Annotated in this window: 13 protein-coding genes; 8 read left to right on the top strand and 5 right to left on the bottom strand. The window is 38.2% G+C overall.

Going from position 1 to position 14,269, the window contains the following annotated elements:
• Positions 1-38: 38 nt before the first annotated feature.
• Positions 39-530 carry an Lrp/AsnC ligand binding domain-containing protein gene (locus tag F948_RS06030; protein WP_004915403.1) on the bottom strand — a complete coding sequence of 164 codons (492 nt, stop codon included), beginning with the start codon at positions 528-530 and terminating at the stop codon, positions 39-41.
• A 120-nt stretch (positions 531-650) separates the two neighbouring features.
• On the opposite strand from F948_RS06030, the gene putA reads away from it, so the two are divergent.
• The 3 genes from putA to F948_RS06015 all read left to right on the top strand — a co-directional run bounded on the left by putA (position 651) and on the right by F948_RS06015 (position 6,210).
• Entirely contained in the window at positions 651-4,415 is a 3,765-nt protein-coding gene (gene putA / locus F948_RS06025) for a trifunctional transcriptional regulator/proline dehydrogenase/L-glutamate gamma-semialdehyde dehydrogenase (protein WP_004961542.1), read from the top strand.
• Between the two features lie 232 nt (positions 4,416-4,647).
• Positions 4,648-5,733, top strand: a complete 1,086-nt coding sequence (trmA, locus tag F948_RS06020) for a tRNA (uridine(54)-C5)-methyltransferase TrmA (RefSeq protein ID WP_004961537.1) — start codon at positions 4,648-4,650, stop codon at positions 5,731-5,733.
• A 249-nt stretch (positions 5,734-5,982) separates the two neighbouring features.
• On the top strand, positions 5,983-6,210 hold the full coding sequence (locus tag F948_RS06015) for a hypothetical protein (RefSeq protein ID WP_004954718.1): 228 nt from the start codon (positions 5,983-5,985) through the stop codon (positions 6,208-6,210).
• Positions 6,211-6,251: 41 nt separating this feature from the next.
• Here F948_RS06015 and F948_RS06010 read toward each other — a convergent pair whose 3' ends face one another.
• The gene (locus F948_RS06010; protein WP_004961530.1) at positions 6,252-7,013 is read right to left on the bottom strand and encodes a phosphodiester glycosidase family protein; all 762 of its coding nucleotides are present in this window, start codon (positions 7,011-7,013) and stop codon (positions 6,252-6,254) included.
• Between the two features lie 151 nt (positions 7,014-7,164).
• On the opposite strand from F948_RS06010, the gene F948_RS06005 reads away from it, so the two are divergent.
• Complete coding sequence (locus tag F948_RS06005; RefSeq protein ID WP_004954724.1) at positions 7,165-7,698, top strand: lecithin retinol acyltransferase family protein; 534 nt, start codon at positions 7,165-7,167, stop codon at positions 7,696-7,698.
• Positions 7,699-7,749: 51 nt separating this feature from the next.
• On the opposite strand, the gene F948_RS06000 is transcribed toward F948_RS06005, so the two are convergent.
• Positions 7,750-8,205 carry a nucleoside deaminase gene (locus tag F948_RS06000; RefSeq protein WP_004961526.1) on the bottom strand — a complete coding sequence of 152 codons (456 nt, stop codon included), beginning with the start codon at positions 8,203-8,205 and terminating at the stop codon, positions 7,750-7,752.
• Positions 8,206-8,538: 333 nt separating this feature from the next.
• On the opposite strand from F948_RS06000, the gene F948_RS05995 reads away from it, so the two are divergent.
• On the top strand, positions 8,539-8,796 hold the full coding sequence (locus tag F948_RS05995) for a YjhX family toxin (RefSeq protein WP_004961522.1): 258 nt from the start codon (positions 8,539-8,541) through the stop codon (positions 8,794-8,796).
• Between the two features lie 79 nt (positions 8,797-8,875).
• Positions 8,876-9,382, top strand: coding sequence for a GNAT family N-acetyltransferase (locus tag F948_RS05990; RefSeq protein WP_004961520.1), 507 nt, complete (start codon positions 8,876-8,878; stop codon positions 9,380-9,382).
• An 81-nt stretch (positions 9,383-9,463) separates the two neighbouring features.
• Here F948_RS05990 and F948_RS05985 read toward each other — a convergent pair whose 3' ends face one another.
• Positions 9,464-10,042: a YceI family protein gene (locus tag F948_RS05985; RefSeq protein WP_004915385.1), complete on the bottom strand. Its 579-nt coding sequence runs from the start codon at positions 10,040-10,042 to the stop codon at positions 9,464-9,466.
• Positions 10,043-10,269: 227 nt separating this feature from the next.
• Between F948_RS05985 and F948_RS05980 the strand changes: the two genes are divergently transcribed.
• Positions 10,270-10,674, top strand: a complete 405-nt coding sequence (locus F948_RS05980; protein WP_004961515.1) for an OsmC family protein — start codon at positions 10,270-10,272, stop codon at positions 10,672-10,674.
• A gap of 54 nt (positions 10,675-10,728) precedes the next feature.
• Here the strand turns inward: F948_RS05980 and tkt are convergent, their stop codons facing one another.
• Entirely contained in the window at positions 10,729-12,717 is a 1,989-nt protein-coding gene (gene tkt / locus F948_RS05975) for a transketolase (protein WP_004961512.1), read from the bottom strand.
• A gap of 384 nt (positions 12,718-13,101) precedes the next feature.
• On the opposite strand from tkt, the gene metK reads away from it, so the two are divergent.
• On the top strand, positions 13,102-14,268 hold the full coding sequence (gene metK, locus F948_RS05970; RefSeq protein WP_004954738.1) for a methionine adenosyltransferase: 1,167 nt from the start codon (positions 13,102-13,104) through the stop codon (positions 14,266-14,268).
• Position 14,269 lies beyond the last annotated feature (1 nt).

The following is a 14,269-nucleotide window of genomic DNA, read 5'->3' as shown; positions in this document are numbered from 1 at the left end:
TCAAAAATTTAAGGGGCTTTAAAGCCCCTTTTTTTGATTCAAAATTTTGTCCTCGATTTGATTTTTATCTTCGAGCTATCCTTCACAACCTGCATCACGGGATAACTCCGTGTTTCTTTGACACCAGGTAACTGCCACAAAATCTGCCCTGCAATGCGACGAAACTCCTCCATCCCGGCACTGCGCAATTTGATTAGAAAATCAAAGCCTCCACTCACCATATGGCATTCCACGATTTCAGGGTATTGCGTTACTGCATCAATAAAATCATCAAGTACGTTTGGAGTCGTTTTATCCAACAGTACCTCAACAAACACTAAAAAATTCGCATTAAGCTTCGCTGGATTAAGCTTTGCTTCATAGCCTAGAATAAATTCATCCTTTGTAAGCTTCTGCACACGAGCCATGACGGCTGTAGGAGATAGGTTCACTAATTCAGCTAATTTGCTGTTAGAAATTCTTCCATCTGTTTGAAGAATATCCAGAATTTTTAGATCTGTTCGATCTAATGTAGAAATAGGGCCATTCAACTGAATTTTCCTCTAAAAAATGGACTAAATATAGTGAGTTACTCGGGTTTTATTCTGTAATCATAAATTATCTAAACCTCTCTACTCAATATGTTCTAGAGATTGTTATTGGAATTTAGTATGAATACTTTGGATACTCCCGCACAAATGGACACAGCTCACAACGATGGTGGTTATATCACCGAATTTAAAGAAAAAAGTGAGTTTGAGCAACGCATTAATACAGCTTGGCGACGTGCTGAACCTAAAGCTGTCACTGAACTTGCTGAAGCTGCAAATATCTCTCCAGATCTCGATCAAAAAATTTATGAACTTGCATTTGATCTAGCGAATAATCTACGTGAACGCAAAAGTTCTGCTGGTAAAGCAGGTATCGTGCAAGGTTTACTTCAGGAGTTCTCACTTTCTTCTCAAGAAGGTGTGGCACTCATGTGTTTAGCAGAAGCATTGCTTCGTATTCCAGATACTGCGACACGTGATCTTTTGATTCGTGACAAAATCAACCAAGGCAACTGGAAAGAGCACGTAGGTCAAAGTAGCCTCATGTTCGTAAACGCTGCTGCTTGGGGTTTGATGTTAACTGGAAAGTTAATGGAAACTCCAAAACAAACAAGTTTATCGAGTGTATTAACGGGCTTATTGGCACGTAGTGGTCGCGGTATTATTCGTAAAGCGGTTGACGTCGCTATGCGTATGATGGGTGAACAGTTTGTTACTGGTGAAACTATTGAAGAAGCACTTGAACATGCTAAGCCACTTGAACATAAAGGTTTCCGTTACTCTTATGACATGTTAGGTGAAGCTGCACTCACAGATCACGATGCTGAACGCTATTACAACGACTATACCCAAGCGATTCATGCGATTGGTAAAGCATCTAATGGTCGTGGCGTATATGATGGTCCTGGTATTTCTATCAAGCTTTCAGCATTGCATCCTCGTTACCAACGCTCGCAAATCAGTCGTGTTCATCATGAACTTTATAACAAAGTTTTCGAACTCGCATGTTTAGCTAAGCATTATGATATTGGTTTAAACATCGATGCTGAAGAATCGGAACGTTTAGAAATTTCTTTGGAAATGTTAGAGCGTCTATGCTTCGAACCTAAACTTGCAAACTGGAAAGGCATTGGCTTTGTTATCCAAGCCTACCAAAAACGTTGTTTCTTCGTTGTCGATTACATCATTGATCTCGCAAAACGCAGCAACAAACGTCTTATGATTCGTCTAGTGAAAGGTGCGTATTGGGATAGCGAAATCAAAAAAGCTCAAATTGAAGGTATGACTGACTACCCTGTGTTCACACGTAAAGTACATACAGATTTGTCATACATTGCTTGTGCGAAGAAACTTCTAGCTGCACCTGATCAAGTGTATCCGCAATTTGCAACACACAATGCACAGTCACTTGCAACCATCTACAATCTAGCTGATCCAAGCAAATACTATCCTGGTCAATATGAATTCCAATGCTTGCATGGCATGGGTGAACCACTGTATGAACAAGTTGTGGGTTCAAAAGAAGACGGTAAACTTGGTATTCCATGTCGCGTGTATGCGCCAGTTGGTAATCATGAAACTCTATTGGCTTACTTAGTTCGTCGTTTACTTGAAAATGGTGCAAACACTTCATTTGTAAACCGCATTGCAGACAAAACATTAAAAGTAGATGATTTAATTCAATCACCTATCAAAGATATTCAAACTGCTGCAAAAGAAGAAGGTCAGCTTGGTTTAAAACATCCTGCGATTCCACTTCCGCATGATTTATATCCGTTGCGTCCAAACTCAAATGGTTTCGATTTAAACAACGATACACCGCTTGCAGACTTAGATGCTACAGCCCAAAAACTTCGTAATCACGTCTGGAAAAGTGCGCCATTACTTGGATTTGAATCAACAGTCCATGATCAAAGTAATGCTCTTGCAATTACAAACCCTGCACAAAATAGTGAAATCGTAGGCTATGTAAACGAGGCAACTAGCGCTGATGTACAAATTGCACTAGAAGCAGCTGTACAAGCAGAGCAAAGTTGGGCTGCGACAAACAAAACTGAACGAGCAGCTTGCTTAAAACGCGCTGCGGATTTGATGGAAGCTCGCATCAAAGAATTGATGGTATTACTTTGCCGTGAAAGTGGTAAAACCTATGCCAATGCGATTGCAGAAGTGCGTGAAGCAGTAGACTTCTTACGTTACTACGCAACTCAAATTGAAAACTTACCTGCAAATGCACAAGTGAAGCCATTAGGTACAGTTTTATGTATCAGCCCATGGAACTTCCCTCTTGCGATTTTCTCGGGTCAGATTGCAGCTGCGTTAGTAAGCGGCAACTGTGTGATTGCAAAACCAGCTGAGCAAACTCCATTGATTGCAGCTCAAGCAGTTCAAATGCTTTGGGAAGCTGGTGTACCACGTGGTGCGGTTCAACTTTTACCTGGTCGCGGTGAAACAGTTGGCGCGCAATTGAGCCAAGATGATCGTATCCAAGGCATCATGTTTACAGGTTCTACAGAAGTTGCAAAAATCTTGCAAAAAACTGTGGCAAAACGCTTATCTCCGAATGGTCAACCAATTCCGTTAATCGCGGAAACAGGTGGTCAAAATGCCATGATCGTTGATTCATCTGCATTAACCGAACAAGTCGTATTGGATGTGGTAAGTTCTGCATTTGATAGTGCAGGTCAACGTTGTTCTGCTCTTCGTATCTTATGTGTTCAAGAAGATAGTGCTGCAACAGTTGTGAAAATGTTGAAAGGTGCAATGAAACAGTTGATCGTAGGTAATCCTGCTATCTTAAAAACTGATATTGGACCAGTAATTGATACTGAAGCAAAACAAACCATTGATAATCACATTCAAAAGATGAAATCAAAGGGCTACCCTGTTCATCAATTGATGTTTAACGATGCTGTAAGCCAACAAGCACTTGCTCAAGGCACATTTGTTCCACCAACTGCGATCGAATTACCAAACCTTGATGATTTAGAGCGTGAAGTATTTGGTCCTGTATTGCATATCATCACATATAAGTATGGTGAACTTGAGCAATTGATCGATCGCATCAATGCAAAAGGTTACGGCTTAACGATGGGTCTACACACACGTATTGATGAAACGATTAATACTGTCATTCAACGCGCAGAAGTAGGCAACTTATATATCAACCGTAATATCGTTGGTGCAGTTGTTGGCGTGCAACCATTTGGTGGTGAAGGCTTATCTGGTACAGGTCCTAAAGCAGGCGGTCCATTATATATGTATCGTTTGATGGAACATTGTTCTGAAAAAGTCTTAGCAACACCATTTGCTGTTAAATCAGAAGTTTCAACATTTGAAGCAGTTTCAAATGTTGCTTACCAAAACTTATTAAATTGGGCTAAGCAAAATATGCCTCAAGCAATTCCAACGATTCCTGCATTTGGCGTTGGTAAATTCTATGAGTTGCAAGGTCCTACTGGTGAAAGTAACCAATACATTATCTTACCTCGTCATCGTGTGCTTTCTATCGCAAATGATGAAGTGAGCCAGTTACAGCAGTTACTAGCGATTTTCGCAGTAAGCAGTACTGCTGCTGTTACTAAAGATAATGCTTTCTTGGCTAAGCATCAGAAATCTTTACCCAAAGATGTGTTAGCAGCAATTAAAGTGATTTCAGACATCGAAAAAGATGCTTTTGATGCTGTTTTACATCATGGTTCAGTTGAACAATTAACTGAACTGCAAACGAAAATTGCGAACCGTTCTGGAGCAATCGTGAGCATTACTCATCTCAAGACAGATGAGCAGATTCCTCTAGAACGTCTAGTCATTGAGCGAGCTATTAGTGTAAATACCGCTGCTGCCGGCGGTAATGCGAGTTTAATGACTTTATCTGAAGACTAATTTAAGTCTCTTGCGGAACTTCAGTCGTTCCTCATCCCAGCCCGAACCATGTTCTACATGGTTCGGGTTTTTATTTTCTACTTTTAAGACAAATGGTTTTTACAAAAATTTCCACACCATCATGTAATGAAACCAATTCGTTTAAATCAGGGATAATCATAATTTCCCTGCACCTTTTACTGCTTTTTTTGATACCATTCCCCTTTAGTTTTTACCTACAGTTTTCTTTTTTATGACCGTATCTTACCAACAGCAACTTCAAGAGAAAGTTGAACGAATCACCGCACAATTTGCACCGTTCAATCCCCCTGCTTTAGAAGTATTTCAATCACCTGAGCAACATTTTCGTATGCGTGCAGAATTCCGTATTTGGCACACTGAAGATGATTTGTTTTATGCCATGTTTGAACGTGCTGAAGATGGTAAGCAAAAAGCTGTTATTCGTATCGATGATTTCCCGATTGCTGATAGCAGTATCAATAATTTAATGCCACTACTACTAGAAGAATTAAAAGCAACTCCGATTCTTTCGCAACGTATTTTTGAAGCAGATTTCCTATCCACTTTAAGTGGCGAAATGTTGGTAACGCTGATTTACCATCGCCGTTTGGATGCAGAATGGGAAAGTGCAGCAAAAGCACTTGCTGATAAATTAAATATTAAAATTATGGGACGTAGCCGCGGTCAAAAGGTCATTATTGGAGATGATTACGTTGTTGAGCAACTTAATGTTCATGGACGTACTTTCAAATACAAACAAATTGAAAGCAGCTTTACCCAGCCTAATGCTCAAGTCTGCCAACATATGCTTGAATGGGCTTGTGATGCTGCGGAAGGTGCTCAAAAAGATTTACTAGAACTGTATTGCGGTAATGGTAACTTTACTCTACCACTGTCTCTGAAATTTAAACGCGTTCTTGCAACTGAACTTGCTAAATCATCAGTTCATGCAGCGCAATGGAATATTGAGCAGAATCAAATTGATAATATTCAAGTAGCACGTTTATCAGCTGAAGAATTTACCCAAGCCTATCAAGGTGAACGTACATTTAGACGTTTATTAGAAGCTGAAATTGATATTCAAAGCTATGACTTTGACACTGTATTTGTTGATCCACCACGCGCAGGCATTGATGACGAAACGCTCAAGCTGTTACAAGGTTTTGAACGTATTATCTACATATCTTGCAACCCAGACACGCTACACGATAACTTAAAAATATTGACACAAACACACCGCATTCAGAAGTTTGCTATGTTTGATCAATTCCCTTTTACGCATCATGTTGAGTCTGGTGTATTACTTGAAAAAATTTAAACAAACTATTTCAATGTAAGCATTTTTAATAGAGAGTTTTTATAACTCTCTATTTTTTATTTGAGTTTTTTATAAAAAAACTTTGAAATATCAACGGTCAAGTCATTAAGTTGTCATAATTTCGTTAATAACATTAAAAATCATCGAAAAAATTGAAGTTCAACTGCTGCTTTTATCACTTATGCTGACTTGTATTTTATTTTAAAGTGACTATATTTCGATCTATGTTAGGTTGTATATGAAGGCTCTATGAGTTTTTGGCAAAAATTGTTGAATGCTGATCAACAATATAACGAACACAAGAATCAAACCTCTTGTGTTGAAAATGATTGCTCTTGCAAATCAAATGAACAACTTCTTGAGGCTTTAGTAAAAGCTACAGATGAAGATGTGATTAAAGGCATCAAAAAAGTCCTGATTTCTCGTGGTTATAGTCGTAAAGAATTACTTGCGATGATCAACCCACCAATCCAATAAAAATAATACCCTAATCTTTTCTGAACGAGAGGATTAGGGTTCTATAACTTACAATTCATTTGATGTGTTAATCCAACGATTGGTCCTAAATTATATTTTCTATCATTACGTTGAATGTCTTTTAAATACAAGCTAGAAATCGATCCATCTAAATACAAAGCTTCATCTACTCTCAACTGATGTTTAAAGAACTTTGCAAACTGATAAAAATTTATACGCTGTTCTGAAATCACGAAATATAAATGATCATCCCGTACCCCAACACCATTACGAATTTTTAAAGAATTTGAATCCTTTATAAATTGAGAATTTATTAGTCCTTTATGCACCAACATTGGTCCTGATTGTGTCGCGAAATTTGCTGTAAAGTTTGCTCTCTTATAGTCTGCTGTTGAATGAATGACAGCACCATGATCATTCCACGCTACTACACCATTTGGTTGCATAAAAAAATTACCAAAACCAGTTGATTCATTTAATTCAGAAAGCTTTTTCTTTTTTTCTATATACAACCCCACAGGCTCAAAGTTGGGATGATACATCCCAGCATTCATCGCAAAACGTAATTCTTTACATGCAGCTAAGTCGCTTTGAATATTCGAAAACTTTTGATAGAAATCACCTGTTCGAGGATTTTTTAAAAATAATTGCAAATCCTTTAAGTCGTCGACCTTTATCACTTCAAATTGAACATCCTCGAATTTTATACTCTGATATTCAAATGCAAAAACTGTGGTAGCTTGAAATACCATACATGATAGTAATAGACATCGATTCAACAACAATTTCAAATTCCTCACCATCACAAAAGTACCTACGCTAGAATATAACCTCGATTTAGATGACAGATACAAACTCAACACATATTCACATAATTGATTGATGAATTATGCTCGATAGATTCATCTTTTTTCACTAAAATAGCTAGGTAAAATGCAATATTCTTGAATAGGCATGCAGCAAAAACATCAACGTTTTTATCTTGGCGCTCATCTCATCGTCAAACACTTTGGTTATAGCCATCATGGCATCTATGCAGGTCGTGGAAGAGTTATTCACTACTCAGGCTTTGCACATATTTTCAAAAAACATCCTATTGAAATAACAACACTAGAACGTTTTGCTCGTGATAAGCCTATTCATATTCGTTATTATGAATCACCGAAATATAAAGCTAAGGCAGTTGTACGTCGCATGCGATCACGTATGCATGAAAATCACTACCATTTGATTATCAATAATTGTGAACACCTTTGCACATGGGCGATTACAGGTATTGAATCCAGTACGCAAGTTGAAAGGATGCAACGGCGTATTGCTACGATTGGTTATGTTAGCTCTTTAATGAGTTATATGAATAGCCTGATGCTTACAATTGCTACAGCCTGCTTTGCGATCGTTTTATACATAAAAATCATGATTCGCCGTCAAGCGAAAAAATCTCTTCCCGCATACTTACTTTTAAAAGAAAAGCATGCAAAAAAGTAATATAGATTTTCAATAAGTTACTAATCTAAAAGTAACTCTTCGCAATCCAATCTACTGTTGTCTTTGCCAAATTGCATACAAATCTGAGCAGTGATTCGATTTTAATTGAGTAAACTCTAAACCCTCTTGAAATTGAGGTTCAACTCTCAATAATTCGGCAATTTTCGCAGTTGATAAACCAAATGGTTCAGCATCTGTATTGGAAAATGCAAAAAATACTTTTGAAATTCCAGCCATTCTTATTGCAGCTAGACACATTGGACAAGGTTGCCCACTTGCATAAACCGTACAATCTTCTAAATTTGGAGTAGATAATAAACGACCTGCTTCTCGTAATGCGAGCAGTTCAGCATGTGCTGTCGGATCATTCGTCAACTTAATCTGATTTACACCTGTTGAAATGATCTCATTATTTTTTACAACCAAAGCAGCAAATGGTCGACCGCCTCGTTTTACATTTTCTAGTGCTAAATCGACGGCCTGCTGTATGAATTTCTGATTATCCATCCTATCCTACCTTGAAAAGAATATTTGTGCTGTGCATTCAAATATTGGAAATACATCGATACTTGCATCTTAAGTTAATCATAAAAATAAGGCTATACACCTTAACTCTCGCACCCAAAACACAGTATATTTCACATAATATTTTACTTTTTATATCACAAGCTATATATTGATTAGCAAATTTCATATCCAATCTACATCGAGGATTTTATGTTGGAGATAGCAGTAATCTGATAACCATATTTCAATGAAAATTTGAAATGGGTTATCAACGCGAATTTTCAGGCTTCATGCCTATCTTTGCTTTTGATTACTTAATATCTGGATTCCAACATGAACCTATCCAAGTCTGAACAAAGGACTTTACACGTCTTAGCAAAAGGCGGAAAAATCGTAAAACTCAAAAATGAATCAGGACAAATCATTGCTGTAGAATGTTATAGCCGTGAAGGTTTTGTATTATCTGATTGCACACTCGATGTTTTTCGAAAACTTAAAAAGAAAAGATTGATCAAATCACAGGAAGGTCAACCCTATCAAATCAATTTGAATGGGCTTAGAAACGTACGACCTCAACTCGATAATCAATAAACATCCTTAATCATCATCTGATGAAGCAATAACATGATTTTGCTTCATCAGTGATTTAAAAAAATACTAGGTAACTAAAATGAACATTCGAATCCGTAATGAACAGAACACTGACATCCAAGCCATTTTTGATTTAACACAATCAGCATTCTCACAAGTCGAATATTCAAGCCACACCGAACAATTCATTGTAAATGCGCTGAGAGAAAACAATCAGTTAACCCTTTCTTTAATCGCTGAAATTAACAATCAAGTTGTTGGGCATATTGCCTTTTCACCCGTCTCTATTTCAGATGGTGCGACAGATTGGTATGGTTTAGGTCCTATTTCAGTTCTACCAGAATATCAAGCAAATGGTATAGGCTCTCAACTTATCAAAGAAGGTTTGAATAAGATCAAGGCACTAAATGCAAAAGGATGCGTATTACTCGGTGATCCTAATTATTATGGTAAATTTGGCTTTAAGGCTGATGCTAGATTGATCCTAGAAGATGTTCCAGCAGACTATTTTCAAATTCTTGCTTTTACCGACCACATACCAAGTGGTTATGTCACTTATTCAGAAGCATTTAATGCTACCACATAGTCATTTTCTCTAGATAATGAGCAAATAAAAAAGCTCACGGCTATTGAGCGTGAGCTTTTTTGAAGTTTGAGTACTTCGGTATTACTTAGCAGCAGTTGCTTCAGTTGTAATATTTACAGTGATCTTATCCCCTACATTCGGAACATAGTTTCCGATACCAAATGCAGAACGATCAAATGAAGTCGTTGCATTAAATCCAATTGCAGGTACTTTTGCCATTGGATGCTCACCTTGTTTATTCAGCACAGCATCTAAAACCACAGGCTTTGTCACACCTTTAACGGTTAAGTCACCCGTAATTTTGAAATGTTTCTTGTCTTTAGTTTCTACTTTAGTACTTTTAAAAGTGATATTCGGATATTTAGCTGCGTTAAACCAAGCTTCTTCTTGGAACTCTTTATCCAAAGCAGGAACATTTGTATTCACACTGCTGATTGGAATAATCACATCTACAGAAGAGTTTGATGGTTTAGCATTATCAACTTTAATCACGCCTTGAATATCAGTGAAATTCGCGCTCGGAGTTGAAAAACCAAAGTGATTCCAGCTAAATACTGTTGCTGTATGTGTTGGATCAATTTTATAGTCTACTGGCGCAGCTAAAGTTACAGAACTTGCGATGGCAACCGCTAAACCTAAGCTTAATGTTTTAAATTGCATTTTTCGTATCCTTGTTTGATATAGTGATTAGTGTATACATCAAGTATTTTTATTCATTATTCTTTATAAAACGATATGTTTCATCAGTGCAACAATAAAAGGGTTACAGCGCGTATTAAACTCAATATGATTATACAGATTCGATACTAGACAATTGGATAGTTCATTCGTATTCTCGATTGATCTATGATTTTTTTTATTTTAAAAGATTCACAACAAGGTAAATCATGACTTATTCTACCCAAGCACTCAGCACATCAACTCCCTATCGCGTTACACTGACGAACACTTCTGGGCACACTTGGTATTCTGATGAACCTGCAGATAAAGGCGGTCAAGATACTGCACCAAATCCAATACAATTATTATCTGCTCTGGGCGCGTGTACGACGATCACCTTAGAAATGTACGCCAATCACAAAGGAATTAAACTTGAACACGTTCAAGTAGATCTTTCATTGAATCCAAATGGTCAACCAGAGTCTGGTCAAAATAACATTGAGCGTAAGATCATGCTTAAAGGTGAATTTACCGAAGATCAGCACAAACGTCTGTTAAAGGTAGCAGAAAGCTGCCCTGTTCATAAATTTTTGACGTCGAATATTTCAATTCAAACTGAACTTAGCATTTAATTTCATTCACAAAAAAAGCGCCCTATTCAGGACGCTTTTTAACTCTTAATTCAATTAAGCAGTCAATTCTTTAACAGCAGCGACAACTGCTTCCGTCGTGATACCAAAGAATTGGAACAAATCTTTCGCTGGTGCAGATTCGCCATAAGTGGTCATACCAATCACTTTGCCATCTAAACCAACAAATTTCCACCAGTAATCCACATGGGCAGCTTCAACTGCTACACGTCCACGGATATGTGCTGGTAATACCTCTTCACGGTAAGCAGCATCTTGCTTCATGAATTCTTCAGCACATGGCATAGACACAACACGCACACCTTCAAGCTGCGCATATGCTTCCATCGCCAATGAAACTTCTGAACCAGTCGCAATGATGATTGCTTTCAACTCGCCTTTTTCTTCAGCAAGTACATAACCACCTTTTGCAACGTTTTGAATTTGAGCTTCATTACGTGCTTGGAATGGCAAGTTTTGACGAGAGAAGATTAATGCTGTTGGACCTTCTTTACGCTGAAGAGCAGATTTCCAAGAAACAGCCGCTTCAACCGTATCACATGGACGCCATGTATTTAAATTAGGCGTACCACGTAATGATGCAATTTGCTCAATTGGCTGATGTGTTGGACCATCTTCACCTAAACCGATTGAATCATGTGTATATACATGAATCACGCGTTGCTTCATTAATGCAGACATACGTACCGCATTACGCGCATACTCCATAAACATTAAGAATGTTGCAACGTAAGGAACAAAACCACCGTGTAAAGCTACACCGTTTGCAATTGCGGTCATACCGAATTCACGAACGCCGTAATAAACGTAGTTACCCGCAGGATTATCTTGTACGCCTTGGCAACCTTTCCAAAGTGTTAAGTTAGAACCAGCCAAGTCAGCCGAACCACCTAATAATTCAGGCAGTAATGGACCAAACGCTTGTAACGTATTTTGGCTTGCTTTACGAGTTGCAATTGTTTCAGCTTTTGCATTTGTTTCAGCGATGAATGCATCGGCTTGTGCAGCAAATTCTGCAGGTAAGTCACCGTTGATGCGACGTAACAATTCAGCTGCTTCAGTTGGATATTTTGCTTGGTATTGTGCAAACAATTCATTCCAAGCGGCTTCAGAAGTTTGACCCTTAGCTTTTGCATCCCAAGCTGCATACACATCTTCTGGAATAACAAACGCTTCTTCTTTCCAACCTAATGCTTCACGTGTTAAAGCGATTTCGTCTTTACCAAGTGGAGCGCCGTGGCAATCTTCTTTACCTTGCTTATTTGGAGAACCTAAACCAATAATCGTTTTACAGATAATGATCGTTGGTTTATTGCTTTCAGCTTTCGCTTCAACAGTTGCTTGACGAATCGCATCAGCGTCATGCCCGTCTACACGAAGCACTTGCCAGCCATAAGCTTTGAAACGTTGCTCAGTATCATCACTAAACCAACCTTCTACTTCACCATCAATTGAAATCCCGTTGTCATCGTAGTAAGCAATCAACTTACCAAGACCTAAAGTACCTGCAAGTGAACATACTTCGTGCGAAATACCTTCCATCAAGCAGCCATCACCAAGGAAACAGTACGTGAAGTGATCAACAACATCTAAACCGTCTTTGTTGAACTGAGCAGCTAACGTTTTTTCAGCTAAAGCAAAACCTACTGCATTCGCAATACCCTGACCTAATGGGCCAGTTGTTGTTTCAATACCTGGTGCATAGCCATATTCAGGATGACCAGGAGTTTTAGAGTGTAATTGGCGGAATTGTTTTAAATCTTCAATAGACAAATCATAACCAGTCAAATGCAATAATGCATATTGCAACATTGAGCCATGACCATTAGACAATACAAAACGGTCACGGTTCGCCCATTGTGGGTTTGTTGGGTTATGATTTAAAAATTCGCGCCAAACTACGTCAGCGATATCTGCCATCCCCATTGGAGCACCAGGATGCCCTGAGTTTGCTTGTTGCACAGCATCCATAGCCAAGACACGAATTGCATTTGCAATACGACGTTCATTTAAAGGGGTTGTCATAAGTCAGAATCCGATTAAATCAATAAGATGAGAGAAGATGAGAAATCATCTTTCAAAAACTGCGACTATTGTCTTAAAAAAACAAGATGGGGTAAAGTGCAATACACGATATTTCTTATATTTTGATCATTCAAATACAATTCTTTATGTAAATGTTCACCGTGTAAACAACATGTAAAATACAATCAGTCAAATATGAAAATTTACAATTCAGAAAAACTTTATTAATTAAAGCATTAATATTAGTTTTACTTATACACATATCAATAAAAACATGATGAAAATGAAATAATTTCATGCTTTTTAGTCAGCTTGTGCTAGTCCTATACGCCAAGTCGATGTAACATACTCTGTCTTTTTGAAAATAACCATGATAGGACGTTCATGCGCGAGTATGCTGTTTTTACTTCAGAATCTGTAAGCGAAGGTCATCCAGACAAAATGGCTGACCAAATTAGTGATGCTATTTTAGATGCAATCCTAAAAGAAGACCCGTATGCGCGTGTCGCTTGTGAAACATTAGTAAAAACAGGCGCTGTTGTTCTTGCTGGTGAAATTACGACTACAGCAAACGTGGACTTTGAAGCGATTGTACGTCAAACAGTTAACGGAATCGGTTACCATCATTCTGATTTAGGTTTTGATGGCTCTACATGCGCTGTCATCAATATGATTGGTAAGCAGTCTCCTGAGATTGCTCAAGGTGTAGACCGTCAAAAACCAGAAGATCAAGGTGCTGGTGACCAAGGCTTAATGTTCGGTTACGCAAGCCGTGAGACTGATGTTCTTATGCCTGCGCCTATTTCATACGCTCATCGCCTCATGGAACGTCAAGCAGAATTACGTCGTTCAGGTGCTTTACCTTGGTTACGTCCAGATGCAAAAAGCCAAGTTACATTTGCTTATGAAAATGGTATGCCAGTTCGTTTAGATGCAGTTGTATTATCAACTCAGCACGATCCTGAAATCAGCCAAGCTCAGTTAAAAGAAGCAATTATCGAAGAAATTATTAAACCAATTATTCCTGCTGAAATGTTTCATGCTGAAACCAAGTTCCACATCAATCCTACAGGTATGTTTGTGATTGGTGGTCCTGTAGGTGACTGTGGTTTAACTGGTCGTAAAATTATTGTTGATACATACGGTGGTATGGCTCGTCATGGTGGTGGTGCTTTCTCTGGTAAAGACCCATCAAAAGTAGACCGCTCTGCAGCTTATGCTGGACGTTATGTTGCGAAAAATATCGTTGCTGCAGGTCTTGCTGACAAATGTGAAATCCAAGTCAGTTATGCAATTGGTGTTGCAGAACCTACTTCTATTTCAATTAATACATTTAATACAGGCAAAGTATCAGATGAGCTTATTGTTCAGCTAGTACGTGAACATTTTGACTTACGTCCGTATGGTATTACGCGTATGTTGAATCTAATTCAACCGATGTATAAGCAAACTGCAGCATATGGTCACTTCGGTCGCGAAGGTTCTGACACTGCATTTACATGGGAAAAGACAGATAAAGTTCAGATCCTTAAGGATGCTGCTGGACTTTAAA

The organism is Acinetobacter junii CIP 64.5 (assembly GCF_000368765.1).
Classification (GTDB): domain Bacteria; phylum Pseudomonadota; class Gammaproteobacteria; order Pseudomonadales; family Moraxellaceae; genus Acinetobacter; species Acinetobacter junii.
Note: the sequence above shows the minus strand (reverse complement) of the source record. Positions and strands in the feature narration are given on the sequence as shown.

Bases quoted from the DNA above. Each gene is read 5' to 3' on its own strand.
- putA (WP_004961542.1), top strand. From the start codon at position 651: ATGAATACTTTGGATACTCCCGCACAAATGGACACAGCTCACAACGAT.
- trmA (WP_004961537.1), top strand. From the start codon at position 4,648: ATGACCGTATCTTACCAACAGCAACTTCAAGAGAAAGTTGAACGAATC.
- F948_RS06015 (WP_004954718.1), top strand. From the start codon at position 5,983: ATGAGTTTTTGGCAAAAATTGTTGAATGCTGATCAACAATATAACGAA.
- F948_RS06010 (WP_004961530.1), bottom strand. From the start codon at position 7,013: ATGGTGAGGAATTTGAAATTGTTGTTGAATCGATGTCTATTACTATCA.
- F948_RS06005 (WP_004954724.1), top strand. From the start codon at position 7,165: ATGCAGCAAAAACATCAACGTTTTTATCTTGGCGCTCATCTCATCGTC.
- F948_RS06000 (WP_004961526.1), bottom strand. From the start codon at position 8,205: ATGGATAATCAGAAATTCATACAGCAGGCCGTCGATTTAGCACTAGAA.
- F948_RS05995 (WP_004961522.1), top strand. From the start codon at position 8,539: ATGAACCTATCCAAGTCTGAACAAAGGACTTTACACGTCTTAGCAAAA.
- F948_RS05990 (WP_004961520.1), top strand. From the start codon at position 8,876: ATGAACATTCGAATCCGTAATGAACAGAACACTGACATCCAAGCCATT.
- F948_RS05985 (WP_004915385.1), bottom strand. From the start codon at position 10,042: ATGCAATTTAAAACATTAAGCTTAGGTTTAGCGGTTGCCATCGCAAGT.
- F948_RS05980 (WP_004961515.1), top strand. From the start codon at position 10,270: ATGACTTATTCTACCCAAGCACTCAGCACATCAACTCCCTATCGCGTT.
- tkt (WP_004961512.1), bottom strand. From the start codon at position 12,717: ATGACAACCCCTTTAAATGAACGTCGTATTGCAAATGCAATTCGTGTC.
- metK (WP_004954738.1), top strand. From the start codon at position 13,102: ATGCGCGAGTATGCTGTTTTTACTTCAGAATCTGTAAGCGAAGGTCAT.